Source organism: Mesorhizobium sp. ISC25, from assembly GCF_042295465.1.
Taxonomy (GTDB): Bacteria; Pseudomonadota; Alphaproteobacteria; order Rhizobiales; family Rhizobiaceae; genus Mesorhizobium.
In genome coordinates, this window is sequence record NZ_CP135441.1 from 2362652 (window position 1) to 2388198 (window position 25547).

Below are 25547 nucleotides of genomic sequence, written 5' to 3' on the forward strand. Positions count from 1 at the left end.
CGTCGACTGAAGCTGAACGGCCGGATGTCCGCGTCCCGCCGGTTCAAACACCTGAGCCGCAGAACGCTCGAAATGAGCGCCGAACGACTGGCTGGGGTGGAAACTTGCCGAACGAACGGAGCTTCGGAACGACTTGGTCGTGCCATCAGCTGACAAGCTCACGCTGATGTGGTGGACACCATGGACCCTGTCGACTCGAACCGCTTAGTCAAGCTTAAGCCGAGCGCTGTGACGATCAGCAAGCAGCGAGTAGTTTCGTCTTCGACGGCGATCCCTACTGGACGAGTTCGCCTTCCATCACGAAACGGCGCTCGGTGGGACCGGTTGGCAGCAAACGAAAGCTTCCGGCGCCCTTGAGCTTCTCCAGCTTGCCGGTGCCGCCAACGACCTGCCACACTCCATTGTCCAGGAGCTTCGGCTTACCATCAGGCCCGGGGACGAACACCGCCTGGATGACCCATTTTATGTAGGCCTTGTTGCCATCCGTCGTAGCGAATTCCAGATAGCCGCGCGGTTCGCCGCCAACGCCTGGCACGACGTCGTGAGCGCCATATTCCTGAACGGTCGCGCCGGCGAGTGGACCCTGACCTTCGGACTTGCCTTCCCGTCGGACCAGCAAGAAGAAGTGCTTGCTCGCATCGGCGAAATCGAGCCGGATGGCTTCCTTCTGCGCGACAAGCGCCTCAAACTTCACCGGCTCGGCCTGAAGGGGAGACGCGATAATTAACAAAGGCGTCGCAACCGCAGTGATCGTGCTAAACCTCCTCATTGTGTTCTCCTTTGATTCGTCTCGAAAGCTCGGTGAACATGTCGAGAGCACGCAAGGACGTGCGTACCACGCGCGTTGTTTGGATGCGTCGAATGTAGATGTCACTGCCGCTCTCCCGCGAAGGCCTCTCGGGGCCTCGAGCTTCAAGAACAGAGCTGCAAAGACTACACGATCTCATGTCCTTGAGAAAGCGGTGTCAAGGCCTGCGCACGCCGATGCTTTGCAGAGACACGCAACGTCTTAGCCGGGTCAAAACTTGCCGCACACCTGCTCCAGAGGAACGGCAGAGAAGGGTCGGCACCTGCCGGAGCGCGAACGTCCGGTCCGGAGAACTGTCGGGAACGGCGGCTTATGGCGCGAGTACGACGTTGGTGATGGATCCTGCAATGTCCGCTTTCGAGAAGCCGGAAAAACAGTTTCTATGACCGACATTGCGAAGGGTTTCGGGTGCCGTCAGGCGTACGAAAGCCTCTCATGCAGGAACCCGCGGGCAGCAGGCGGCGAGCTATGGGGATTTGTGTTTCGAGGTGTGCCGGCGCCTGTCGCGAACGTCCGCGCGCGGTGCTGTCAGGGCGTCGAGGAAGTAGCCTTCCGGCCTGGTCGGGTAGCCTGTCGCGATGAGGACGGTGTGGTTTGGGTCCCGGGAGACTGGCGCCACAGCGAAGCGCACAGGCGTTTCCGTTGACCCGCGCCGGCGTAGCGCGGGTGTGTGGCCAGACCGGCCATGCCGGGTCATGGGGCGGTCTCCCGGTTCGTCATCCGTGCGCCCGGCGGTCCGCGCGGCTGGCTGCACCGTTCGAACACCTCGATGACGATCATACGCCCGCCGCAGCATGGGCACGGCCGGCGGAAGTCGTCCGGTTCCGCCGGAGGATCGTTCGTGACGGCAGGCGCGACCGCCAGCAGTTGGCGGGCGCGCGCGAGGCAGTCCTTGCGAGAGCCGCCTGCAAGCAAGCCATAGTGGCGGATGCGATGGAAGCCGCGCGGGAGGACATGGAGCAGGAAGCGGCGAATGAACTCGTCTGTGGCGAGCGTCATGACCTGCTGCCGGTCGGTGCCGTCGCGGCGGTAATCCTTATAGCGGAAGGTGACGCCAGCCTCTTCGAAGGCGATCAGGCGGCGGTTCGAGATCGCGGCCCGGTGGGTATAGCGCGACAGATAGGCGAGCACCGCCTCGGGACCGGCGAAGGGCGGCTTGGCGTAGACCACCCAGCGCTTCTTCTTGAGGGGAGCCAGGTGGCGTAGGAAGGCCCGTCGCTCGGCGAGGTGCGCCATCGATCCGAAGAAGGCGAGCCGTCCAGCATCGTGCAGTGCGATCAGCCGGGCGAGGAACAGGCGGCGGAACAATTTGCCGAGCACGCGCACCGGAAGGAGGAAGGCCGGGCGCGAGGAGATCCAGCGGGTCCCGTCGAGCGCGATGCCGCCGCCCGGCACGATCATGTGGACATGAGGATGGTGCGTCATTGCCGAGCCCCACGTGTGGAGCACGGCGGTGATGCCGATGCGCGCGCCGAGATGCTGGGGGTCCGCTGCTATCGTCAGCATCGTCTCCGATGCCGCGCGGAACAGCAGGTCATAGACCAGCGCCTTGTTGTGGAAGGCTATGACGGCGACCTCGGCCGGCAGCGTGAACACGACATGGAAGTAGCCCACTGGCAGCAGGTCGGCTTCGCGCTCGGCGAGCCATGTCCGCGCGGCCGCGCCCTGGCACCTGGGACAGTGCCGGTTGCGGCAGGAGTTGTAGGCGATGCGCCACTGGCCGCAGTCCTCGCAGGCCTCGACGTGACCGCCAAGGGCTGCGGTGCGGCAGTTCTCGATCGCCGACATCACCTTGAGATGCTGCTGGCTCAGGTGCCCTGCATGGGCGACCCGGTATCCGGGACCCGCAGCACGGAAGATATCGGCGACCTCCAGGTCCCCCCGCACCGGTTCAGCCGGGAGGCGTCTTGCCTTCCATCAGCGCCATCAGCCGGTCGAGCGGCCCTGCGACCGCGTGGATCGTCCGGGTCGAGACCTTGGTGTAGAGCGCTGTCGTTTCGAGCTTGCTGTGCCCGAGCAGCACTTGGATGACGCGGATGTCGATATCCTGCTCGAGCAGATGGGTGGCGAAGCTGTGCCGCAGCGTATGCGGGCTGACGCGCTTGCGGATACCGGCGACTTCGGCGGCTTCCTGAACCGCGCGATGTAGTTGCCGTGACGAGATCGGATCGGTGCAACTGCGCCCCGGGAACAGCCAGCCATGCGGAAGCATCACCCCGCGACGCTTGCCTTCGCGCCACCACAGCCGCAGCAGTTCCAAGAGTTGCGGCGAGAGCATGGCGTTGCGGTCCCTGCGTCCCTTGCCCTGTTCGACCCGGATCAGCATGCGTGTGCTGTCGATATCATCGACCTTGAGGTGCGCGACCTCCGATACGCGCAGGCCCGCGCCATAGGCAACACCGAGCGCGGCCTTGTACTTGATGCCAGGTGCTGCTTCGAGCAGCCGCGCCGCTTCCTCCACGCTCAGCACGTCTGGCAGCTTTCGTGGATAGCGCATGATCACCAGCACATGGGCCAGATCCCGCCGCTTCAGCGTCATCAGGAACAGGAACCGCAACGCTGAGACCGCGCCGTTGATGGTCGCAGGCCCGACGCCGTTCTCATGCTGATACAGCTGGAAGCGACGGATGTCCTCGGGCGTCGCAGTATCGGGAGAGCGTCGGAGGAAGGCTGCGAAGCGCCGGACGTGACGAACGTAGTCCTGCTGGGTATGGGGCCCCAGGCCCCGCATGAGCATATCTTGCTGCATGCGCTGGCGAAGCGGCGTAATCGGTGCATCGGTCGACAGAGTATCCATGGCAAGTTCCTCTCGTTGAAGGAACTCCATGGTCGGATCGCAGCTACTACCCGCTCAAGACCAATCCCTGTCGCACCATCTCAGAACGACGTGCCCCTCCCGCGAAGCGGGTTCGTGCATTGGGCGCAGAGCAGACGGTCGGCTTTCCAACCCTGAGCTACAAGAGCGGACCTTTGGTCGGCGCAAATGTCGTCCTGACGTGGCCCAATGCGGTCTTCCGTTGCGAGCGTCGCTTGCAGGAGCTGCGTCAAGTCGGTCGGAGGCCAATGGTATTTTCAATGGAACGCTAATATACATGGAAACTCCAACGAGCAGCGCCTGCCAGATACTTGAGGAATGCCATGCGAAGGCTCATCTTGACGGCGATGTGTATTGCCGCGGCAACAGCCGCCAGCGCCCATGATTGGTACGAAGACAAGATTGACCCACAGACCAAATTCAAGTGCTGCGGTGGTTCCGATTGCCGCGCCATACCTCGGTCTTCGGTGCGGTCCAGGGTAGACGGTGGTTACACTTATTTGCCGCATAATTTCACCATCCCACGGGACCGTGTACAGGAATCCCCGGACGGTCAATACCACATATGCGAAAATAAATATGTTGTAACCAATCAGCTGTATTGGCGTTGCTTCTTCGCACCTCGTGTCGAGGTGTCTATACTTCTAAAGCATTGACCGCGCATCGCTTCCGCAATTCACATCCGCAAGGTGCTAGTCCATTACTTCTGTCGGACTTTCTTCAAAATTGTCGAAGCCAGGCCGTGCGCGACTGCCCCAAGGATTTCATTGAATACATCGCGGCCACCGAGAGCCTGCGCACCCTAGGCATAACTCCATAGGGCACTGACGCGGGTGACTTCCGGCGGACTCCGCGAATTCGGTGACAGTCCAGATTTTATCGTGCCGGCACGGCCGTGGTTGTGTAGATTCGCTGTGTGGCCCGGCTCGCCCGCATTGTCGTTCCCGGTCCACTCGCCACCTGATGCAACGCGGTAACGGCTGGCGATTTCGACCACGATGGACAGCCAAGCGATAGGGGATAACTGGCGCGGGATCATCAGTGCTGTTCATGCGGGAGCAGCATTGGCCAGATGCGGTAGCTGCGGCTGCAGTCTCGAATTTGACGCATCAGCACTTGCAAATCGTCGGCCGAGGTCTTTTGCTCGCGCGATAGTTGCCCTTGACTGTTGGATGGTTGGCGAACAGATGAACAAAATCGATCGACGGCGGCCAGAGTCAGAAACGGACGCCACCGTAAATGCCGCGAGACTTGGAACTCGGCTGCGCCTCGCCCGCCAGACACGCGGCATGACGCTGAAGACGCTGGCTGCGGCTGCGAAGTGCTCGGAAAGCCTGCTGTCCAAGATCGAGAACGGCAAGGCTTCGCCATCCCTGCCCATGCTTCACCGTCTGGTCGAGGTTCTCGACACCAACATCGGCTGGATGTTCGAGCAAGTCGATGACGACGAGGCGATCGTATTCCGGGCGGGCGCAAGGCCTTTGATTGCGCTCGACGCGCTACGGCGTGGCGAAGGAATTTCGCTCGAACGCATCATTCCGTATTCGCCTGGCCACCTCTTACAATGCAACATCCATCACATCGAGGCCGAGGGCTCGAGCGAAGGTCCGATCCAGCATGCCGGCGAGGAAGTCGGCTATGTGCTCGCCGGCCGGATCGAATTGATCGTCGACGGCAAGAGCCATGCTCTCGCCACCGGCGATGCCTTCGTGTTCAGGTCGGAGCTGCCGCATCATTACCGCAATATCGGCAAGGAACGCGCCAGCATTTTCTGGGTCAACACGCCCGCGACTTTCTGAACAAGGCTCTGCGTTCATTTGGATTGACAAATATTCAAGTCTCTTGAATGTTTGCCTCGTGCCTGTAGCACCAACGGGACCAGCCGCGGTCTGGTCCGCAAGCAAGGGGAACCGAAATGCGTCTGTTCAAACTTCTCGCCGGCTGTGCCGCCGCCATTGCCATGGGCTCGGCAGCCATGGGATCGGCGCTTGCCGATACGTACGCTCTCGTCAACATCAACCAGCAGGCCCTGTTCTTCAACCAGATCAACGAGGGCGCGCAAAAGGCAGCCGACGCCGCCGGCGCCAAGCTGGTCATTTTCAACGCCAACAATGTGCCGAGCGCGCAGAACGACGCGATCGAGAACTACATCACGCAGAAAGTCGACGGCGTCATTCTGGTCGCCATCGACGTCAACGGCGTCAAGCCTGCGATCACCGCGGCTAAGGCGGCCGGCATTCCCGTCATAGCCATCGACGCGCAGATCCCCGACGGCGACAATATTTCGTTCATCGGCGTCGACAACACCAAGGCCGGCGAGGACATCGGCAAATTCTACGCCGACTATGTGAAGACCGAGATGGGCGGCAAGGCCAAGATCGGTATCGTCGGCGCACTCAATTCATTCATCCAGAACCAGCGGCTCGACGGCTTCAAGAAGGCGGTGACCGAAAGCGGCCAGGCCGTCACCTTCCTCGACACGGTCGACGGCCAGAACGTTCAGGAGACCGCATTGAGCGCTTCGGAAAACCTGATGACGGCCAATCCGGACATGAACTCGCTCTATGCGACCGGAGAGCCGGCCTTGCTCGGCGCCGTTTCGGCGGTGACCAGCCAGGGCCGCACCGGCGACGTCAAGGTGTTCGGCTGGGATCTGACCAAGCAGGCCGTTCAGGGCATCGATGACGGCTGGGTGGTGGCGGTCGTGCAGCAGGATCCGGCCGGCGAAGGCAAGGCTGCGGTCGAAGCGCTGGGCAAGCTCAAGAAGGGCGAGAAAATCGATCCGATCATCAATATCCCGGTGACGATCGTGACCAAGAAGAATGTCGACCGATACCGCGCGATGTTCAAGTAAACTGCGTCGGCGACCGAGCCGCGGCGCAGTCTGAGGCTGCGCCGCGGATGACTTGCAATCGCGTGGAATCCCAGATGAGCAGTGGCCAGACCTATCGGGTGCGGATGAGCGGCATCTCAAAGCGCTACAACGCCATCCAGACGCTCGATGACGTGTCGCTGACGCTGAAGCCGGGCGAGGTGCTGGGGCTGGTCGGCGACAATGGCGCCGGCAAGTCGACATTGAGCAAGGTGCTGTCGGGGGCTGTGGTTCCCGACGCCGGCACCATCGAGATCGACGGCAAGCCGGTGATCTTCAGCTCGCCGGCGGATGCGCGCGCGGCGCGCGTCGAGATGGTCTACCAGGACCTGTCGCTCTGCGACACGGTCGATGTCGCCGGCAATCTGTTTCTCGGCCGCGAGCCGCGCCGCCGCATCGCAGGCATTTCCTTTCTCGACAAGAAGCGCATGCACGACGAGACGCGCCAGATGCTCGATCGGCTCGGTATCGTCATTGCCGACACGCGGCTCAAGGTTGAAAACCTCTCCGGCGGGCAGCGCCAGTCGATCGCGATCGGCCGCGCCGCCTCGTTCGAGCCGGCCGTGCTGATCATGGACGAGCCGACGGCAGCGCTTGCCGTGGCCGAAGTCGAGGCGGTGCTCGAACTGATCCGCGCGGTCAGTGCGCGCGGTGTCAGCGTCATCCTGATCACCCACCGGCTGCAGGATCTGTTCCTCGTCTGCGATCGCATCCAGGTCATGTATGAAGGGCGCAACGTCGCCGAGCGGCTGATCGGCGAGACCAATATCGAAGACGTGGTCAATCTGATCGTCGGCCGCAAGTTCAGCGCGCGCTCCGCCACCAATGGCTATCGCGGTGGAGCGCCGGCATGAGCGACGCGATCCACGCCGCCCAGCCCTCACGGGTGCGCAAGGGCACCTGGCGCGATGCGCTGCTCGCCAATGGCAGTGTCGTCTCGATCGCGCTGTTCTTTCTGGTCGTCTGCATCATCTTCTCGGTTGCGACCGACGCCTTTCTGACATCGCCCAATCTGTTGAACATCCTGCGGCAGTCGGCGCCGCTGCTGATCGTCGCCGCGGCAATGACTTTCGTCATCACCACTGGCGGCATCGATCTTTCGGTCGGCTCCGTACTGGCGCTGGTGGCGACGCTGTCGGCGACGCTTTTGCAGTTCGGCCTGCCATGGCCAGTCGTTATCCTCGCCATGTTGGCGCTCGGTGCCTTGCTTGGCGCGGTGCAAGGCTATTTCATCGCCTATGAGGGCATCCCGTCCTTCATCGTCACGCTTGCCGGGCTTTCGGTGATCCGTGGCGTGGCGCTGCTGATCACCGGCGGCTATTCCATCCCCATCGAGCCCGGAAGCACTTTCACCGTGCTGGGCCGCGCCTGGTTCCTTGGCGTGCCGGTGCCGGCGCTGATCGCGCTGGCGATCCTGGCCATCGCCTATCTCGCCTTCAACGAGACGCCGTTCGGCCGCTATGTCACCGGCATCGGCGCCAACGCCGAGGCGGTGCGGCGTGCCGGCGTCAACACGCGGCAGACGACGCTCTTCGTCTATGTGATTTCCGCCACCGCGGCAGCCCTTGCCGGGATCATCATTGCTGCCCGGCTTGGATCGGGATCCTCGAATGCCGGACAGGGTTTCGAGTTGGAAGTCATCGCTGCCGTCGTGCTCGGCGGCACCAGCCTGTTCGGCGGCCGCGGAACGATCATCGGCACGGTGCTCGGCGCGCTGACCGTGGCCGTCCTCGGCAACGGCCTGATCCTGGCGCATCTGTCGCCTTTCCTGACGCCGATAGTCACCGGAACGATCATCCTGATCGCCATCTGGCTGAACTTCCGCCTGTTTCGCGGCGCCGTGCGGAGCCGTTGAGCCGATGAGCGATCTGTTCGATGACGCGGTGCCCACGCAACGGCTGCCAATCGGGGTCGAAACCGGCCATGTGATGACCGTGCTCGGCCCGGTTCCGGTCGAGGAAATGGGCATCACGCTGATGCACGAGCACATCTTGCTCGATGGCGCGCGCAGCTGGAAATGCCCCTGCCATCCCGATGACATTGCGATCGCCGAGCAGCCGGTGAACATCGAGATCATCGGCGAGTTGCGCATGAACCCTTACGTCAACCGCGACAACGTTTCGCTGGACGACGCCGACCTGGCGCTGTCGGAGCTGCAGCGCTATCGCGCGCTGGGCGGCCACACCGTCGTCGATGCCACCAATATCGGAATCGGCCGCGACCCCGAAAAGCTCGCCCGCATCAGCCGCATGTCCGGCCTGAAGATCGTCATGGGCACCGGCTTCTATCTCGAGCACACCCATCCCGAATGGCTGAAGGCGATGGATGTGGACGCCGTGACCGAGTTCATCGTCAACGATGTCGGCGGCGGCGAGACGCAGCCGCCGATCATGGCCGGGCTGATCGGCGAGGTCGGCGTCAGCAAGGATTTCACCGCCGAGGAACGCAAGTCGCTGCGAGCTTCGGCGCGCGCCTCGCGCATCACCGGCGTGCCGCTGTCGATCCATCTGCCAGGCTGGGAGCGGCTGGCGCACGACGTGCTCGATATCGTCGAGGCCGAAGGCGCCGATCTTCGCCACACCGTGCTCTGCCACATGAACCCGAGCCACGACGATCCCGATTACCAGAAAAGCCTCGCCCGGCGCGGCGCGTTCCTCGAATACGACATGATCGGCATGGACTATTATTACGCCGACCAGGACGCGCAATCGCCCTCCGACGAGGAGAATGCACGCGCCATCGCGAACCTTGTCGAGGCAGATTTGGGCGACCGCCTTCTGTTGTCGCAGGATGTGTTCCTCAAGATCATGCTGACGCGCTTCGGCGGCTTCGGCTATGGCTATATCCTGAAGCATTTCATACCGCGCCTGAAACGCCACGGCGTCGAGCAGGCGGCCATCGACCGCATGCTGATCGCTAATCCAAGGAGCGTATTCGCGCGGCTCTAAATGGCCTCGAGTTACGACGGGAGTTCAAATGTCCAAGAAGAAAATCCTGCTTGCCGGCGAATCCTGGGTGTCGACCGCGACCCATATCAAGGGTTTCGATCAGTTTCCGACCGTTACCTACCACACCGGCGCGGACGAGTTGCTGGACGCGCTGAAGGCGACCGACTTCGACGTTACCTTCATGCCGGCACATGAGGCGCAGCGCGGCTTTCCTCAGACCATGGAGGCGCTGTCGGCCTATGACGCGGTCGTGCTCTCCGACATCGGCGCCAACACGCTGCTGCTGCATCCCGACACCTGGGTCCACTCCAAGCCGACGCCGAACCGCCTGCGCCTGCTGCGCGATTACGTCAGCGGTGGCGGCGGTCTATTGATGTTCGGCGGTTACTACAGCTTCCAGGGCATCAATGGCGGCGCGCGCTACCGCAAGACCCCGGTCGAGGACGTGCTGCCGGTGAATTGCCTGGCCTACGACGACCGCGTCGAGGTTCCCGAAGGTTTTGCGCCTGTGCCGAAACCAGGGTCGAGCCATCCCATCCTCAGGGGCCTCGGCTCGGACTGGCCGATCCTGCTCGGTTTTAACGAGGTGACGCTGAAGGACGATGCGGAAGTTCTGGCCAGCGTGTCGTCGGACTATGGCTCGCTGCCGCTGCTTGTCACCGGCCATTACGGCAAGGGCCGCACTGTGGCCTGGACATCCGATGTCGGGCCGCATTGGCTGCCGCCGCAATTCATCGCCTGGTCAGGCTACAAAACTCTGTTCGAACAGATGCTGGGCTGGGCGACCGCTGAGAGCTGAGCCATGCATGTCCACGTCCTCGGCAATGCCTGCGTCGATACCGTGTTTCGCGTCGGCCGCTTCCCTGCCGCGGGCGAGACTTTGAATGCCGTGAGCTATGCCGACGGGCTCGGCGGCAAGGGCGCCAACCAGGCGGTCGCGGCAGCGCGGACTGGTGCAGAGGTGACGTTCTGGACGGCGCTCGGCAAAGACCGGGCAGGCACATGGATCAGGAGCCGTCTCGACAGCGAACTGTCAGACCTTGAGGTGAGCGAATTCGAGCTGCCGAGCGACCGCTCGACCATCGTCGTCGATCGAGGCGGAGAGAATTTCATCGTCAGCGGCGTCGCCTGCAGCGAAGCCTTCGACCCGGTTGCGCAGACAGCACTTGTCCGCTGGATCGCGCCCGGCGACATCCTCGTCTGCCAGGGAAATTTGCGGGCTGCCGTGACCAACGCCTGCCTCGGGGCAGCAAGGGAAAACGGCGCACGCACCGTTCTCAACGCCAGCCCGATCGATGCGATTTCGCTGCCCGATCTCGGCCTGGCGGAGGTTTTGGTTGTCAACCAATCCGAGGCGAAAACCCTGACCGGCCGGGACGATATGACAGCAGCCGCCGGCGCGCTGGTAGCCAAAGGCGCGGGCACCGTCGTCATCACGCTCGGTGCCGCCGGCTGTCTCGTGCTTGGCCGGGGCCATGAAAAGCCGCTTCGTTTGCCGGCGCCGCAGGTCGAGGCGCTCGACACCAGCGGCGCCGGCGATGTGTTCTGCGGCTGCCTCGCCGGCGGGCTTGCGCGGGGCATGCCGGTCACCTCGGCGCTGGAGCTTGCGCTCGCGGCCGCCGCGATCGCCGTGACACGGCCGGGCACGCTGGCATCCTGTCCTTCCGCCTCCGAGATGGCGGTGCTCATCGATCAAATGGAGCTCTCATGACCCAGATCGGCCAATCCGGCGGCGACGCGCTTCTAGACCTTTTCGGCCGCACCAAGGTGGTGATCGGCGTCGTTCACCTGGCGCCGCTGCCCGGCGCGCCGCGCTATAACGGCGCGGCCGTGGAAGTGATCTACCAGCGCGGGCTCGATGACGCCAAAGCCTATCTCGACGGCGGCTGCGACGGCGTTATCGTCGAGAACCATGGCGACATTCCCTTCGCCAAGCCTGACGATATCGGGCCGGAGACGGCGGCCTATATGGCGGTCGTCTCCGACCGCATCCGCCGCGAGCTCGGCAGGCCGATCGGCATCAATGTGCTGGCCAATGCCGCGATCCCGGCCTTGGCGATCGCCAGCGCTGCCGGCGCTGGTTTCGTCCGCGTCAACCAATGGGCGAACGCCTATGTCGCCAATGAGGGTTTTGTCGAAGGCGAGTCGGGCCGCGCGGCGCGCTACCGCGCCAGGCTGCGCGCCAACGGCATCCGCATTTTCGCCGATGCCCATGTCAAGCACGGCGCACACGCCATCGTCGCCGACCGTCCGGTGGAGGAACTGGTCAAGGACCTGGTCTTCTTCGATGCCGATGCGATCATCGCCACCGGCCAGCGCACCGGCCACGCCGCGGATTTGGGCTACATAAGCATGATCAAGCAGGCCGCCGGCCTGCCGACGCTGGTCGGCAGCGGTGTCACGGCGGACAACGCCAGGGATATCCTCGCCATTGTCGACGGGATCATCATCGCCAGCGCGCTGAAGCACGACGGCGTCTGGTGGAACCAAGTCGACTCTGCTCGAGTAAAGGCGTTCATGGGTGGTCTGAAGCGATAGCTGACTTCAACCGCCTACCCCACCGAGGGGCTCGGACCACCTCCATCAGAGACGACGGACGGGCCCAGGATACTGCGCGACCAGATCGTCGACGGTCAGCCATGTAATGCCTTCCACAATCGATTGAGCAATCAGGATCCGATCGAAGGGGTCCTTGTGGATGGGTGGAAGCGCCTCCATCGACGTAAAAGACGCGCATCGACCCTGAAGTCAGGGCGGCCCAGACCGCGTTTGATGGCAATCTCACAGAGACTTGCGGCGCTGAAGGTCAGGTGGTGTCGACATTCTCGATCTCAGCAAGGGCGGCGGGCGGGAGCTTTCCGGGCTCGCCTGCCGCCCAGAGCAGAAGATGGGTATTGAGCAGAAGCTTCATGCGTCGCCGCCAAACAGCTTCTCGACTTCCTCATCGGCCATGCGATCAAAATCGTCCGGAACTGAAAACTGCCCGGCCATAAACCCCACGCGACGCATTTCGCCGGCCGCAGGTGCGTCCAGGGCAACGACCTTGACCATCGGCTTGCCGGATTTGGCGATGATGAAGGATTCGCCTTTGGCCGCCCTGTCGACAAGACGAGACAGATGCGTCTTGGCCTCGCGAATATTGACGGTGCGCATTGCGGGTCTCATGACTTAGTCCAAGCAGCTTAGTCTACTCAGGCCTGATCTCAAGTGTGTATCTGTCGGCGAATAGGATGGGGCGGATCCACTTGCCCATGTCCTCGAGCAAAAGCCGTGGCAGATCTTCGTGCAGCCGCCTGGGCGGACGCCAATGCTTGTGTGAACCGCTCGCGCGCTCTTGAGCGCCACCAGCTTCTTCTGCTCCACAGGCGGCGTCAGGGGCCCGGCGGATGGGACAGAATAAGGGAGATCTCAACGCTGAGAACCCGTATCAGCTGACCGCGCCTGGGCACCTCGACGCAATCGAGGCGATTGAAAATGGGCAATGCCTCAAACTAGGGCGTCGAGGCCTACGCTCTCGGCGCCCGTATCGGCATCACCGCCGTCCTCCACACATGGGCTCCGCGATGACCCACCATCCGCACGTGCACATGATCGTGCCGGGCGGCGACGTCACCCGGCTCGATCGATGATAGTCGAGCGGCTACTAGGCCGGCAACGCGCCGGATCTCTTTGCCGTCCAGGTGGCGATAAAATCCATCAGGCCGGGATTGAGGCAATCGTAGGGTTCGAGCCCGATCGACTTCAGCTGTGACCGGATGCCGTCCATGCGGCTCGGATCGACACCGGATTCGATGATCGACGAGACAAAGGCGGTGAAGCCTGGAGGCGACCAGCCATCCTCCTGGAAGCGCTCCGGATGGATGAAGGACAGCCCCTTGAAAGCGTGGTCGCGCTCGACCGGGCCGTGCATGTGGACGCCGCAGCCGGTGCAGGCATGGCGCAGGATCAGCGCGCCCGGATCGACCACCTTCAGCTTGTCGCCGTTTTCGGTCACCGTCACGTCGTTTGTAGCGGCAACCGCCACGACCGAGAACAGTGCGCCTTCCGGCTTCCAGCATTTGGTGCAGCCGCAGGCATGGTTATGGGCGATCTGGCCCTTGACCTTCACCTTGACCGGGTTGCTGGTGCAGGCGCAGACCAGCGTGCCGCCGGCAAAGTCGGGCTTTTCCCTGGGCAGCCCATTGTCGATTTTAGGATGCAGTTTTTCCGGCATTTTTGTCTCCTCCCTTGTTGAACATCTGCATTTTTCGGCCGCTGGCTGGTGAGCCGGCGGCTTTCTCCTCCTCAGTAAACCACCACGCTCCTGATCGACTTGCCTTCATGCATCAGGTCAAAACCCTTGTTGATGTCCTCGAGCTTCAGCGTGTGGGTGATCATCGGATCGATCTCGATCTTGCCGGCCATGTACCAGTCGACGATCTTCGGCACGTCGGTGCGGCCGCGCGCGCCGCCGAAGGCGGTGCCCATCCAGGTGCGGCCGGTGACCAGCTGGAACGGCCGCGTCGAGATCTCCTGGCCGGCGCCGGCAACGCCGATGATGACCGACTTGCCCCAGCCGCGATGCGACGATTCAAGCGCTTGCCGCATGACTTTGGTGTTGCCGGTGCAGTCGAACGTGTAGTCGGCGCCGCCGATCTGGTCGGCGCCGCGCTTGGTCATGTTGACGAGATGAGCCACGATATCGCCGTCGATCTCCTTCGGATTGACGAAATGCGTCATGCCGAATTTCTCGCCCCATTCCTTCTTGTCGTTGTTCAGGTCGACGCCGATGATCATGTCGGCGCCGGCAAGGCGCAAGCCCTGGATGACGTTGAGGCCGATGCCGCCGAGGCCGAAGACGACGGCGGTCGCGCCTTGCTCGACCTTGGCCGTGTTGATCACAGCACCGATGCCGGTGGTGACGCCGCAGCCGATGTAACAGATCTTGTCGAACGGGGCGTCGGCATTGACCTTGGCCACCGCGATCTCGGGCAGCACGGTGAAGTTGGAGAAGGTCGAGCAGCCCATATAGTGGAACAGCTTGTCCTTGCCGATCGAGAAGCGCGAGGTGCCGTCGGGCATCAAGCCTTGCCCCTGCGTGGCGCGGATGGCGGTGCACAGATTGGTCTTGCGCGACAGGCAGGACGGGCACTGCCGGCATTCCGGCGTATAGAGCGGGATGACATGGTCACCCTTCTTGACCGAGGTGACGCCCTTACCGACGTCGACGACGATGCCGGCGCCCTCATGGCCAAGGATCGCCGGAAACAGGCCTTCCGGGTCGGCGCCCGACAGCGTGAACTCGTCGGTGTGGCAGATGCCGGTTGCCTTGATCTCGACCAGCACCTCGCCCTCACGGGGACCTTCGAGGTCGACCTCCATGATCTCCAGCGGCTTTCCGGCGGCGACGGCGACAGCGGCGCGCGTTTTCATCAGGCAATCCTCCCAAGACAACCCATAGAGTTTCACATTCCGGCATTGCTGCGGATGATCTCGGAGTCGAAGACCGCAACACGCTCATTCACCGCCGTATCTCCCCGAAAAGCTATAGGACTAAAGCAGACACGTAAGTCCACTTGCAGGGCTTTGATAAATCTTGTGGGGTCCGCTAAGCTCATTGTGGGCACCTTGAATTCGCGCTGGTCCGGGAACAATCGGACTTTAGTGCAAGAATGGGCAGTTTTATCGATGACGAGCGCGGTGCCAGGCACTCTCGCGGCCTTTTTGTGCTTTTTTTTCCAGACCGCCAATGTTGCGGACGTGATGGCCCAGGAAGCGACGGGCAAGCAACCCGTCGCAACCGACAGGCCGGAAAGAAAGATAACCGAAATCAGAATAGGTTATTTGCGGGCCTACGCGCCGCAACTGGCGCTTTCGCTGCTGGACCTGCCGCCACGCGACGAAGGTGTCGCCGGCGCCAATGTGGCGATCAGCGATAACAATACGACAGGAAAGTTCCTCAGCCAGAAATTCAGCCTCGACATAGCCGAGGTCAAGCCGGACGCCGACGCGGTTCGGGCGTTCAACGATCTGATCGCCAAAGGTGACCGCTATGTTGTCGCGGACCTCTCGGCCAGGCAATTGCTGTCGATCGCCGATATCGCCCGCGACAAGGGCGTTCTGGTCTTCAATGTCGGCGCCACTGACGACAGCCTGCGCGAGGAAGACTGCCGCATAAACATTTTCCATGTGGCGCCGACGCGAAGCATGCTGGCCGACGCGCTGGCGCAGTATCTCGTGGTAAAGAAATGGCCGAATTGGGTGCTGCTCTACGGTTCGCACGAGCGGGATCATCTCTATGCGGCCGCGTTGCGCCGCGCGGCGGCTCGCTTCGGCGGTCAGATCGTCGCCGAGAAAGAATTCAAAGACACTGGCACGGCGCGCCGCACCGACACTGGCGCCACGCAGATACAGCAGCAGATTTCCGTGTTCACGCAGGATCTGCCGGAGCATGACGTGGTGCTTGTCGCCGATGAGAGCGAGGTGTTCGGAACCTATGTGCCCTACCGCACCTGGACACCGCGGCTGGTCGCTGGCACGGCCGGTCTTGTCGCATCGTCCTGGCATCCCGCGAGCGAGCAATGGGGTGGCATTCAAATGCAGAGCCGTTTCCTGAGGACGACCGGCCGCCGAATGCTGTCCAAGGATATGTCGGCCTGGACGGCGGTGCGGGCGGTGGGCGAGGCCAGCACGCGGACCAATGGCGACGATCCGAAGAAGATCAGCGACTATATCCGCTCGGACGATTTCTCGGTCGCCGCCTTCAAGGGACAGAAGCTGACCTTCCGCAAGTGGAACCATCAGCTTCGCCAGCCAATCCTGCTCGGCGACACCGAATCGGTGGTCTCGACATCGCCACAGGAGGGTTATCTCCACCAAATCTCCGAGCTCGATACGCTCGGCGTCGATCAGCCGGAAACGAAATGCGTCCTTAAGTAGAACCAATCGGGAGGAATTTTCGTGCAGAGACGAGCTTGCGCACTCGCCATTCTCGCGACCGGCTTCATGGCCAATCCGGCGTGGGCTTACACCGTTTATGTCTCCAACGAGAAAGACAATACGGTAACGGTCGTCGACACGGCGACGATGCAAGTGGTGAAGACCGTCGAAGTCGGCCAGAGGCCGCGCGGTATCACCATCTCGCACGACGGCAAGTTCATCTATTTGTGCGCCAGCGATGACGATACGATCGAAATCATCGATACCGCGACGCTGCAGATCGTGGGCACGCTGCCATCGGGCCCAGATCCCGAACTGTTCGTGCTTTCGCCGGACGGCAAGACGCTCTACGTCGCCAACGAGGATGACAATCTCGTCACCGCGATCAACATCGAGAGCAAGCAGGTCATGACCGAGATTCCCGTTGGGGTGGAGCCTGAAGGCATGGCCGTCAGTCCCGATGGCAAAACCATGGTCAACACCTCCGAAACCACCAGCATGGCGCATTTCATCGATACCGACAGCCATGAGGTGACCGACAATGTTCTGGTCGACACGCGTCCGCGTTTTGCGCAATTCAAGCCCGACGGATCACAGATCTGGGTCAGTGCCGAAATCGGCGGCACCGTCAGCGTCATCGACAGTTTCAAACGCGAGGTGGTGAAGAAGATCCAGTTCGCGATTGCGGGACTGCGGCCCGAAACCATCCAGCCGGTCGGCATCGCGATCAGCGTCGACGGCAAGAAAGCCTATGTCGCGCTCGGCCCAGCCAACCACGTCGCCGTCATCAATACCGACACCTACGAGGTGGAAAAATACATCCTGGTCGGCCAGCGCGTCTGGCATCTCGACTTCACCCCCGATCAGAAGACGCTGATCACCACCAACGGCAATTCCAACGACATCACCTTCATCGACACGGCGACCGACGAGCCGGTTCAATCGGTCACGGTGGGCCAGCAGCCTTGGGGCGTGGCCATATCGCCCCACTAGACCGCAGCGATTATCAGGGAGGCCGACATGACAAATCTTTGCCGCTGGGATGTTGCAAGTGCACTAGATAACCAGCGCGCCCCGAAGGAGCCAGCGGCATGCAACATGTGAGGACAAGCGGACCTGGAGAGGAGGTGGCGGCGCTCGATGTTGCCGGTATCAGCCATTCCTATGGTCCGAAGCGGGCGCTCCACGACGTCTCATTCTCGATCGCGCCGGGAACTTTCACCGTTCTGCTCGGCCTCAACGGCGCCGGCAAGACAACTTTGTTCTCACTGATCAGCCATCTTTACGGCACTCGCCGCGGATCGATCCGCATCTTCGGCCATGACGTCAGCCGCGCTTCGGGCGAAGCGCTCAGACGTGTCGGCATCGTGTTCCAGGCACGCACGCTCGACCTCGACCTCAGCGTCCACCAGAACCTCTCCTATCACGCCTCGCTGCATGGCATTGGCGGACACCAAGCCCGGCAGCGCATTGCCGCGCTGCTCGATACAGTCAACATGCAGGGCCGTCAGCATGACAAGGCACGCAGTCTTTCCGGCGGCCAAATGCGGCGCATCGAGATCGCGCGGGCGCTGCTCCACCGCCCTTCCCTGCTGCTGCTCGACGAGGCGACGGTCGGTCTCGACATCCAGTCGCGTGCGGGCATTCTTGCCACCATCCGCAAGCTCGTCGAAACCGAGGGCATCGGCGTGCTGTGGGCGACGCATCTGATCGATGAGGTCGAAGACGGCGACCATGTCGTCGTGCTGCGGCAGGGCGACCTGGTTGCCAAGGGTAAGGTGGCCGATGTCGTTGGGACGAGCGGTGCCAGTTCGATCCGCGACGCCTTTTCCAGGCTCAACCGCATCGAAACAAGCGGCATCGCGGAGATGTCGCCATGAGCGCTCCCGCAATGCCCGCAAAAGTCGCCGCCCTCACGCCGGTGAAGTTCGAACAATTTGGGCTCCGCCACTACCTCATTTGCCTCAAAGGGATCGTCGTGCGGGAGTGCCTGCGCTTCCTGCATCAGCGCGAGCGCTTCATATCCTCGCTGGTTCGGCCGCTCGTCTGGCTGTTCATTTTTGCAGCCGGATTCCGGCAGGTGCTCGGTGTATCGATCATCCCGCCCTACAAGACCTACGTGCTCTACGAGGTCTACATCACGCCGGGCCTGTGCGGCATGATTCTGCTGTTTTCGGGTATGCAGTCTTCCCTGTCGATGGTCTATGACCGCGAAATGGGCAACATGCGCACCCTGCTGGTCAGCCCCTTCCCGCGTTGGTTTTTACTGATCTCGAAGATGCTCGCCGGTGTCGCCGTGTCGATCGCGCAGGTTTACGCGTTCCTGATCGTTGCTTGGTTCTGGGGCGTCAATGCGCCGCCGCTTGGCTATCTCACCGTACTGCCGGCGCTGTTCCTGTCAGGCATGATGCTGTGCGCGCTCGGCATGCTTTTGTCCTCGATGATCAAGCAGCTCGAAAACTTCGCCGGCATCATGAACTTCGTCATCTTTCCCGGCTATTTCGCTTCTCCGGCACTCTATCCCTTGTGGCGTATCCAGGAGGCTAGCCCCCTGCTCTACAAAATCTGCCTCGCCAATCCGTTTACTTACGCCGTCGAACTGATCCGCTTCGCCTTCTACGGCCAGGTTGAGTGGCTGTCGCTGGGCGTCGTTGCCGGCTGCACGCTGCTGTTCCTTGCCGCCGCCATCATCGCCTACGACCCTTCGCGCGGCCTGATGACCCGCAAACAGGACACGGGAGGAAATGCCTGATGGCACGAATGAGCCTTGTTCGCGGCCTGGCTCTGGTTGCCATGCTCGCGCCGGGCGTCAACGCCATGGCAGCCAACCCCGATCCAGACTGGCCCTGCATACAGCGCAAGGTGCCGCAACTCTCGCTCGGCCAGATCTGGAGCGGACCGGACCTTCCTTCAGCGGCGAAGGACTGGTCGAAGGACCCCACCATCTCCGCCCTGGTCGAGGAGCTGGCAGCTCGCCGGATGCCGATTGCGGAAGCTCAAGAGAAGATCAAGCATTTCGCCGCCTCCTTGCCGGCCGAGCAACTTGCACCCAAAATGGCGATGCTGGTGCAAGGCATGTTCGATCACATGGACGCCGAGCGCTCGCAGGTGATCTCCGGCATTTCCCGTTACGCCCACAAGCAGCTCGAAATGGCCGCCGCGTTGCGCAAGGAAGCGTCCGATGTCGATGCGTTGCGGGCAAAGCCGGATCCAGATCCCGAAGAAATCGAGCGGCGAACCGAACAGCTGAAATTCGCAACGCGAATTTTCAATGAACGCGTCCAATCACTGACTTACGTCTGTGACGTGCCGACGATAATCGAGCAGCGGCTTTATCAATTGTCCAAGGTCGTCTCGGAAACGCTCGCCGCGAAGAAGTAGAACCTCATTCGATCTTCGCGGCGGATATCACGATCCGCGGCCGGGCAGCACGCGCCAGCGCTGAACGAAATAACCGGGATGCGTCCCGATCCACTGGGCTACCAGCGACTGCGCCTGCATGAAGGCGGTCCCGGGATTCATCGCCAAGCCGTCCACCATCTGTTCGCGTTGTTCACAGGTCTGCGGCACATCCGTCAGGCAGACCATCATAACGAGCGTGTAAAGCATTACCCCTTGTCCCCCTCGAATCCCGAACCCCATGCCCGGGAGTTTCTGTGATACCGACCAGTCTGCAGGGGTCGCACATACGGATCGCTTACGGGTGTGAAAAGAACGTGGCCCCCGCTCTTTCGCGCCGCAATATAACATGACGCTAATCTAACGCCAACGACCGCAGGGCTCGGTCGCGGACGCGAGCGCATCGAAGACGCGCGTCCGGCTGTGCCAATGCCAAAAAAGTGAACTCGGGGAACGCGCTCTCCCACGGGTTCGACCGAAACAGGAGTATCATTGTTGTCGACCTCAGACCGGCAGCCCGTTCTGCTTTCGCAGGCTTTTGTCGAATGCGGATGCCGGGACGAAACGGCGCAGGAAACTGACCTGGCGCGCCATTTTTCCAGCCGCATAGCGCCTCTTCGGAGCGGGATCGGTCGCAGCCGCCAAAACGGTCCTGGCTACCACTTCCGGCGCATCGCCTTTTTCCATCGCTTTCCGCACAGCTGCATTCATGCCGGCGCGCGCAGAGTCGTAGATATCAAGCAACTGGTCCGGCCTGGCGAGATTTTCTTCAAATGAGGTGCGGGTATAAGCGGGCTCCACCAACACGACGCGAATTCCGAAAGTACGCAGTTCGTGGTCGAGCGATTCGGAATAGCCCTCAACGGCATGCTTGGTCGACGAATAAAGCGCGAAATAGGGAGCTGGAATGAACCCCTGCACCGAGCTCAAATTGACGATTCTGCCCTTGCCTTGACGGCGCATTGTCGGCAACACCGCTTTGGTTACTCGCATAACGCCAAAGACGTTCACGTCAAATAATGACTTGGCCTGGGCCATCGAGGACTCCTCCGCGCCACCAAGCAGGCCAACGCCGGCATTGTTTACGAGCAGGTCGATGCGCCCGGTCTCGGCCAGGACGTCCTGGACAAGTTTCGCCACGGACGTGTCATCGGTCACGTCGCAGGCCAGCATGGTAACGCCGTCGGATCCGCCGGCGACGGCGCGACGGCTGGTTCCGAACACGCGAAAGCCCGCGTCCTGCAGGGCTTTGGCCGTCGTGTGCCCGATGCCGCTGGATGCCCCGGTCACCAGGGCGACGCCTAGATTGGTCTTGTTCATGGAGGTCATTTCTTTCTTCGTATTGGATTGGCGTGGGAGAAGTCCGAAAGGTCGGAGCGAAAGGCGTCAATCATGAGCGCCTCCGGTACTCGCGCCGGCCAGATCATCCGTCCAGCGCCGGAACAGCGCGCTGGCATTAACGCCTCCGAAGCCGAAGCCATTGGAGATTGCATAGCCCATCGCCACCGGCCGGGCCCGGTTTGCGACGAAGTCGATCCCGTCGCCGGCCGGATCGGGAGTGCTCAGATTGAGGGTCGGCGGTGCCATCTGATCCCTGAGTGCCAGGATTGCGAAGATAGCTCCGAGCCCGCCGGCGGCTCCGAGCAGGTGTCCAGTCGCCGATTTCGTTGCACTGACAGCTATCGCGAAATCGCGCCCGAACACGCTCTTGATCGCTTCGATCTCACCCAGGTCGCCCACCGGCGTGGAGGTCGCATGGGCGTTGAGATGACGAATCTCGCGCGGCGAAATCCCTGCTTGGGCGATTGCGATCTCCATGGCCCGACGCGCACCGTCGCCGTCCTCGGGACCGGAGGTGACGTGATGAGCATCAGCCGTCGTGCCGTAGCCGACAAGCTCGGCCAGCGGTCTTGCGCCGCGCGCCAGCGCGTGGCTCAATTCCTCGATGACCAGCATGCCGGCTCCTTCGCCCATGACGAAGCCGTCGCGCGACTTGTCGAACGGTCGGGAGGCCTCCTCAGGACGGTGATTAAAGGAGGTCGAAAGAGAGCGTGCCGCGGCAAACCCACCGAGGCTGACAAGATTCATGCATGCTTCCGTCCCGCCGCACACGGCAATATCGGCTTCATTGGCGCGGATTAGGCGAGCCGCATCGCCGATCGCCTGAATGCCGGCCGCGCACGCCGTCACCGGTGCACCGAGCGGACCTTTGAAGCCATAGCGGATCGAGATGTGGCCTGCCGCGAGGTTCACCAGGAAGGACGGCACCGTAAAAGGTGATAGACGGCGGACGCCGCGCCGGTCGACCGTGCGCACCGCCTCGGTTATGGCCGGGAACCCGCCGACGCCCGAAGCGATGATCGTGGCCGTGCGCAAGCGATCCGCTTCCGAGGCGGGGGCCCATCTTGCTTGGGCGAGCGCCTCTTCTGCCGCCGCCAGCGCAAAGAGAATGAACCGGTCTACCTTGCGCTGATCCTTCGGCGGAAGGACGGCTTCCGGATCGAAACCAGCGTCCGGATCTTCTTCTGTGGAGGGCACCACCCCGCCGACCTTCGCCGGCAGGTCGCCCACCACACGATCCGCAAGCCTCCGGATGCCCGAGCGGCCCGCCAGGAGACGCGACCAGGACGTTTCAACATCGGCAGCAAGGGGCGTGACCGCTCCCATGCCCGTAACAACAATCCGTCGCATCTATTTTCCTATTAGTTTGGGCGCGCCGCCGGCGCAGCCACGCCGTTCAAGCGCCGGCTGATTCACGAACCTGATTGGCCGCCGCATCCAGAAAGGCCTGCGCGAGGTCAGGATCGTTGATGACGCGCGATAACATCAGCGCACCGACCATCGTCGAGAGAATGGCCATGGCCTTGCCATCGAACTCCCCGCCATTGGCCTCGGCAACCAAACGGCCGAGGATCTCGAGATGCTCCTTGATCCCGGCTTCGAACGGCGCTTTCACGTCCTTGCCCTGTCTGGCGGCATCCGAGCCGAGCGCCACGATCGGGCAGCCGTCCATCTTTTCTCCGCGATGGTCCATACTGAGGTAGAACGCGATCACCGCGCCAAGCGGATCATCAGGGTTTTCCGCCGTCGCGGCCGACCATCGACGGGTGGCGCTCTCCATCGCCCGCCTGGACGCCTGCGCCGCCAGGTCGTCCTTGGATGCGAACTGCTTGTAAAACGCGCCTTGGGTCAGTCCGGCACCCTTCATCAGATCCTTAAGGCCGATACCTTCAAAGCCGCGCTCTCGAAAAAGGCGGCTTGCCACGTTGATTACGGTTTCGCGGTTTTCCGCGGCCCGAGTGCGACTTACGCGCATTGTTGACCTCTTTTTTTAGATTGCGTTCGTAATCTATAGCCTATATAGAGTTCGAACGCAATCTAAAAAGGAGATACGAACATGATCCGCAAAACCCTGAGTGCATCGCTCCTGGCCGCGCTGTTTCTTGCGACCCCGGCTTTTGCCGAGGAAGCCACCATTGGACGCCCGATCGAAGGCGGCAGCCTGCACGAGGGACACCTTGACATGGTGGTCTACTACGTCCCGGTCGACGGCGACCTCCTAGAGGTCACCGCCACCTTCGCGCCGAAGACCGGGGGCGATCCGCTGCGCGTCGTCATGGCTCTCGCCGACGACGACTCCGTGGCCTTTTCCATGCCGGGCCACCAGGGCTCGCTTTACGCGTTCTCAAGGTCCGGCGAGCAGGTGACGGTCTCGACCGAGACGGAGATGGATCTGCGAGCCGACGCGACAATGCGCTGACCCGACGTGCAGACCGCAACCTGCGTGCTACGGACCGTGGGCTCTCGCGTCCGCGCGGCCGACGTAGAGGTCGAACGCAATCTACTCGATATGAGGAGATGGGCATGAAAACGAGACCCGCCATTGTGCTGGCGGGTGTCCTGTTCGGATGGTCCTCCCGAGAGCGCTAGGAGCAGGCAAAAGCCGCATTAGAGACGGCTACGGCAGCGGCCACCGGACAGAAACCAATAAGGTTCCACCGGATCAACGCCAGCGTTCCCCAATGGCGGCGAGCATCATCAGAATCAGCGGACGGAGCGCCACCGTGCCTTCGATCACGCCATCGAATAAGCTTGAGGAGAGGTCAAATGCTATACAGTTATTTTGTCGAGAAATCGATCCGAGACAGCTTCGACCACGTCAACAACCATCGCTGGGATGAGGCGGTGAAGGCACTCGCGCCGCATGTCCATCACCGCGTTTCCGGCGCCCACGCGCTTGGTGGTGAGCGCCACGACAAAGAAGCCATGCGCCGCTGGTTTGAGCGCCTCGGCCGCGTCCTGCCCAATCTCCATCTCACGGTCAACCACATCTGGGTGAAGGGCTGGCCGTGGCATACCACCGTGTTTGCCCAGTGGGACGGCACGGCAACGCTGCTCAATGGCGACGCGTCGTACGTCAACCGTGGTCTCCACGTGTTCACCCTGCGGTGGGGCAGAGTCTATGCACTTGAGGAATTTTACGATTCACAAGCAGCGGCCCGCGGTCTTGCCGCCCAAGCGGCAGCTGGCCTCGAAGAAGCTGTCGCCGAACCAATTGTAGGCTAGCAGAAGCTCAGTCAAAGCTCACCGTTCCGTGAACGAACGCGGGGCGCTACCCCGTGGCCCAGCGCTTGGATGGCGGTCGCCTCGGCTCCGCAAATGCGTGCCACCAGCGATGCCTCCCGATCCTCGGCTCGTGGACGTCGGTCTGGAGATCACAGCCGATCAGCCGCTGATACGCACCATCGTTTGTCTGAAGCGTTTGCCTTGGGCCGCGCGCCCTAATTCGCGCGACCTCTAGTGTTCGATTCCTCGTGCGGATAGAGCTTGCCGAACAGTGGCAGGTACATCGCGCCCTTGCGCATCAGAAAATCGTGGAAGGTCGCCATCGCCGGCGAGATCGCGTGATCGCTGCGCATCACCGAAAACCATTGCCGGCGGATCGGCATGCCGACAACGTCGAGGATGACCAGCCGGCCAGCCTCGATTTCCGCGGCGATGGTGTGGGCAGAGATGAAGGCGATGCCGAGCCCGGCCATCACCGCCTGTTTGATCGTCTCGTTCGAGCCCATCTCGACGCCGAGATCGTCGATGCGGCCAGGCACGTCGCTCAAGAATATTTCCAGCGAGATGCGCGTGCCGGAGCCGGACTCGCGAATGAGGAAATGTTCCTGGGCGATGCGCTCCTTGGATATCTCGCGCACCGAGGCCAGCGGGTGGTCCGGCGGCGCGATGATGACCAGCGGATGATCGCCGAAGACCGAGGCACGCACCGGGACTTCCTTCGCCGGGCGTCCCATCAGCGCGATGTCGATGTCGTGATTCTTCAGATTGTCGATCGTCTCGGCGCGATTACCAATGGCAAGCCGCATGTCGATGTCGGGATGTTCCTTCATGAAGGCAGCCATCAGCCGCGGTGCGAAATATTTGGCTGTGGAAACGACACCGAGTCGCAAGCTGCCGGCGCGCACGCCCTTGATCGCATCCATCTTGTCTTCGAGCAGACGAAGCCGCTCCTCGATGGCCTGTGCCGTCTCGACGAAGGCAAGACCTGCGGCAGTGGGACGCATACCGTCCGCCGTCCGATCAAACAAGGCCAGTTGGAACTCTTCCTCAACCTGCCGCAACTGGATCGTCACCGCTGGAGGAGACAGGCCTAACACCTTGGCTGCACTGACGATTTTCCCGTGGCGGACGATTGCCTGAACGGTCTTGAACTGCTTGAGCGTGAGGTTTCTCATGCAGCATACTAAAATTTTTTTAGTGCCAAAGTAAAGTTATTGAATT

At 62.1% G+C, this 25547-nt stretch carries 26 protein-coding genes and 2 pseudogenes; 16 read left to right on the forward strand and 12 right to left on the reverse strand.

Translation table 11 applies throughout. The features are described from left to right. Window positions 1-274: 274 nt before the first annotated feature. The 3 genes from RQ479_RS11895 to RQ479_RS11905 all read right to left on the reverse strand — a co-directional run bounded on the left by RQ479_RS11895 (window position 275) and on the right by RQ479_RS11905 (window position 3605). Window positions 275-874, reverse strand: a complete 600-nt coding sequence (locus RQ479_RS11895; protein ID WP_376705213.1) for a hypothetical protein — start codon at window positions 872-874, stop codon at window positions 275-277. 627 nt (window positions 875-1501) lie between these two features. Further along, on the reverse strand, window positions 1502-2695 hold the full coding sequence (locus RQ479_RS11900; protein ID WP_376703298.1) for an IS91 family transposase: 1194 nt from the start codon (window positions 2693-2695) through the stop codon (window positions 1502-1504). Between the two features lie 4 nt (window positions 2696-2699). Then, window positions 2700-3605, reverse strand: coding sequence for a tyrosine-type recombinase/integrase (locus RQ479_RS11905; RefSeq protein WP_376705214.1), 906 nt, complete (start codon window positions 3603-3605; stop codon window positions 2700-2702). Window positions 3606-4810: 1205 nt separating this feature from the next. On the opposite strand from RQ479_RS11905, the gene RQ479_RS11910 reads away from it, so the two are divergent. The 8 genes from RQ479_RS11910 (at window position 4811) to RQ479_RS11945 (ending at window position 11981) form a co-directional block, all read left to right on the forward strand. Next, complete coding sequence (locus RQ479_RS11910; protein ID WP_376705215.1) at window positions 4811-5422, forward strand: cupin domain-containing protein; 612 nt, start codon at window positions 4811-4813, stop codon at window positions 5420-5422. A gap of 116 nt (window positions 5423-5538) precedes the next feature. Further along, a complete protein-coding gene (locus RQ479_RS11915; RefSeq protein WP_376705216.1) occupies window positions 5539-6477 on the forward strand; it encodes a substrate-binding domain-containing protein in 939 nt (312 codons plus the stop codon). A 74-nt stretch (window positions 6478-6551) separates the two neighbouring features. Further along, window positions 6552-7349: an ATP-binding cassette domain-containing protein gene (locus RQ479_RS11920; RefSeq protein ID WP_023721835.1), complete on the forward strand. Its 798-nt coding sequence runs from the start codon at window positions 6552-6554 to the stop codon at window positions 7347-7349. After that, the gene (locus RQ479_RS11925; RefSeq protein ID WP_376705217.1) at window positions 7346-8350 is read left to right on the forward strand and encodes an ABC transporter permease; all 1005 of its coding nucleotides are present in this window, start codon (window positions 7346-7348) and stop codon (window positions 8348-8350) included. Before RQ479_RS11920 ends, RQ479_RS11925 begins: the two co-directional genes overlap by 4 nt. A 4-nt stretch (window positions 8351-8354) precedes the next feature. Beyond that, complete coding sequence (locus RQ479_RS11930; RefSeq protein WP_376705218.1) at window positions 8355-9443, forward strand: phosphotriesterase; 1089 nt, start codon at window positions 8355-8357, stop codon at window positions 9441-9443. 28 nt (window positions 9444-9471) lie between these two features. Next, window positions 9472-10242, forward strand: a complete 771-nt coding sequence (locus tag RQ479_RS11935) for a glutamine amidotransferase (protein WP_376705219.1) — start codon at window positions 9472-9474, stop codon at window positions 10240-10242. Window positions 10243-10245: 3 nt separating this feature from the next. Further along, window positions 10246-11154, forward strand: a complete 909-nt coding sequence (locus RQ479_RS11940; RefSeq protein WP_376705220.1) for a ribokinase — start codon at window positions 10246-10248, stop codon at window positions 11152-11154. Further along, window positions 11151-11981: a BtpA/SgcQ family protein gene (locus tag RQ479_RS11945; protein ID WP_376705221.1), complete on the forward strand. Its 831-nt coding sequence runs from the start codon at window positions 11151-11153 to the stop codon at window positions 11979-11981. The genes RQ479_RS11940 and RQ479_RS11945 overlap by 4 nt, the downstream gene beginning before the upstream one ends. 45 nt (window positions 11982-12026) lie before the next feature. Here RQ479_RS11945 and RQ479_RS11950 read toward each other — a convergent pair. Both RQ479_RS11950 and RQ479_RS11955 read right to left on the reverse strand, forming a co-directional pair. After that, window positions 12027-12354 (reverse strand): annotated as a pseudogene (locus RQ479_RS11950) (type II toxin-antitoxin system VapC family toxin). Further along, window positions 12351-12596, reverse strand: coding sequence for a type II toxin-antitoxin system Phd/YefM family antitoxin (locus tag RQ479_RS11955; RefSeq protein ID WP_376705914.1), 246 nt, complete (start codon window positions 12594-12596; stop codon window positions 12351-12353). The pseudogene RQ479_RS11950 and the gene RQ479_RS11955 overlap by 4 nt, the downstream one beginning before the upstream one ends. A 360-nt stretch (window positions 12597-12956) precedes the next feature. Between RQ479_RS11955 and RQ479_RS11960 the strand changes: the two are divergent. Then, window positions 12957-13057 (forward strand): annotated as a pseudogene (locus RQ479_RS11960) (transposase); the annotation flags it as partial. A gap of 29 nt (window positions 13058-13086) precedes the next feature. Here RQ479_RS11960 and gfa read toward each other — a convergent pair. Both gfa and RQ479_RS11970 read right to left on the reverse strand, forming a co-directional pair. Beyond that, window positions 13087-13656 (reverse strand): S-(hydroxymethyl)glutathione synthase, encoded by a 570-nt coding sequence (gene gfa / locus RQ479_RS11965; RefSeq protein ID WP_376705222.1) that lies wholly within the window; start codon window positions 13654-13656, stop codon window positions 13087-13089. Between the two features lie 71 nt (window positions 13657-13727). Further along, window positions 13728-14855, reverse strand: a complete 1128-nt coding sequence (locus tag RQ479_RS11970; RefSeq protein ID WP_376705223.1) for an S-(hydroxymethyl)glutathione dehydrogenase/class III alcohol dehydrogenase — start codon at window positions 14853-14855, stop codon at window positions 13728-13730. A gap of 330 nt (window positions 14856-15185) precedes the next feature. Here RQ479_RS11970 and RQ479_RS11975 point away from each other — a divergent pair, with 330 nt between their 5' ends. The 5 genes from RQ479_RS11975 to RQ479_RS11995 all read left to right on the forward strand — a co-directional run bounded on the left by RQ479_RS11975 (window position 15186) and on the right by RQ479_RS11995 (window position 19742). After that, a complete protein-coding gene (locus tag RQ479_RS11975; protein WP_376705224.1) occupies window positions 15186-16361 on the forward strand; it encodes an ABC transporter substrate-binding protein in 1176 nt (391 codons plus the stop codon). Window positions 16362-16427: 66 nt separating this feature from the next. After that, a complete protein-coding gene (locus RQ479_RS11980; RefSeq protein ID WP_376705915.1) occupies window positions 16428-17354 on the forward strand; it encodes a YVTN family beta-propeller repeat protein in 927 nt (308 codons plus the stop codon). Between the two features lie 98 nt (window positions 17355-17452). Continuing rightward, the gene (locus tag RQ479_RS11985) at window positions 17453-18241 is read left to right on the forward strand and encodes an ATP-binding cassette domain-containing protein (protein ID WP_376705225.1); all 789 of its coding nucleotides are present in this window, start codon (window positions 17453-17455) and stop codon (window positions 18239-18241) included. An 11-nt stretch (window positions 18242-18252) separates the two neighbouring features. After that, a complete protein-coding gene (locus RQ479_RS11990) occupies window positions 18253-19113 on the forward strand; it encodes an ABC transporter permease (RefSeq protein ID WP_376705916.1) in 861 nt (286 codons plus the stop codon). Then, window positions 19113-19742 (forward strand): hypothetical protein, encoded by a 630-nt coding sequence (locus RQ479_RS11995; protein WP_376705226.1) that lies wholly within the window; start codon window positions 19113-19115, stop codon window positions 19740-19742. The genes RQ479_RS11990 and RQ479_RS11995 overlap by 1 nt, the downstream gene beginning before the upstream one ends. A gap of 27 nt (window positions 19743-19769) precedes the next feature. On the opposite strand, the gene RQ479_RS12000 is transcribed toward RQ479_RS11995, so the two are convergent. The 4 genes from RQ479_RS12000 to RQ479_RS12015 all read right to left on the reverse strand — a co-directional run bounded on the left by RQ479_RS12000 (window position 19770) and on the right by RQ479_RS12015 (window position 23076). Further along, window positions 19770-19970: a hypothetical protein gene (locus tag RQ479_RS12000; RefSeq protein ID WP_352493646.1), complete on the reverse strand. Its 201-nt coding sequence runs from the start codon at window positions 19968-19970 to the stop codon at window positions 19770-19772. Between the two features lie 294 nt (window positions 19971-20264). Continuing rightward, on the reverse strand, window positions 20265-21080 hold the full coding sequence (locus RQ479_RS12005) for an oxidoreductase (protein ID WP_376705227.1): 816 nt from the start codon (window positions 21078-21080) through the stop codon (window positions 20265-20267). A 66-nt stretch (window positions 21081-21146) separates the two neighbouring features. After that, the gene (gene fabF, locus RQ479_RS12010; protein WP_376705228.1) at window positions 21147-22451 is read right to left on the reverse strand and encodes a beta-ketoacyl-ACP synthase II; all 1305 of its coding nucleotides are present in this window, start codon (window positions 22449-22451) and stop codon (window positions 21147-21149) included. Between the two features lie 46 nt (window positions 22452-22497). Next, window positions 22498-23076, reverse strand: coding sequence for a TetR/AcrR family transcriptional regulator (locus RQ479_RS12015; RefSeq protein WP_376705229.1), 579 nt, complete (start codon window positions 23074-23076; stop codon window positions 22498-22500). A gap of 81 nt (window positions 23077-23157) precedes the next feature. Between RQ479_RS12015 and RQ479_RS12020 the strand changes: the two genes are divergently transcribed. Together RQ479_RS12020 and RQ479_RS12025 are read left to right on the forward strand one after the other, a co-directional pair. After that, window positions 23158-23520, forward strand: a complete 363-nt coding sequence (locus tag RQ479_RS12020) for a hypothetical protein (protein ID WP_376705230.1) — start codon at window positions 23158-23160, stop codon at window positions 23518-23520. 347 nt (window positions 23521-23867) lie between these two features. Further along, complete coding sequence (locus RQ479_RS12025) at window positions 23868-24326, forward strand: nuclear transport factor 2 family protein (protein WP_376705231.1); 459 nt, start codon at window positions 23868-23870, stop codon at window positions 24324-24326. Window positions 24327-24541: 215 nt separating this feature from the next. Here the strand turns inward: RQ479_RS12025 and RQ479_RS12030 are convergent, their stop codons facing one another. After that, window positions 24542-25501 carry a LysR family transcriptional regulator gene (locus RQ479_RS12030; RefSeq protein WP_376705232.1) on the reverse strand — a complete coding sequence of 320 codons (960 nt, stop codon included), beginning with the start codon at window positions 25499-25501 and terminating at the stop codon, window positions 24542-24544. Window positions 25502-25547 lie beyond the last annotated feature (46 nt).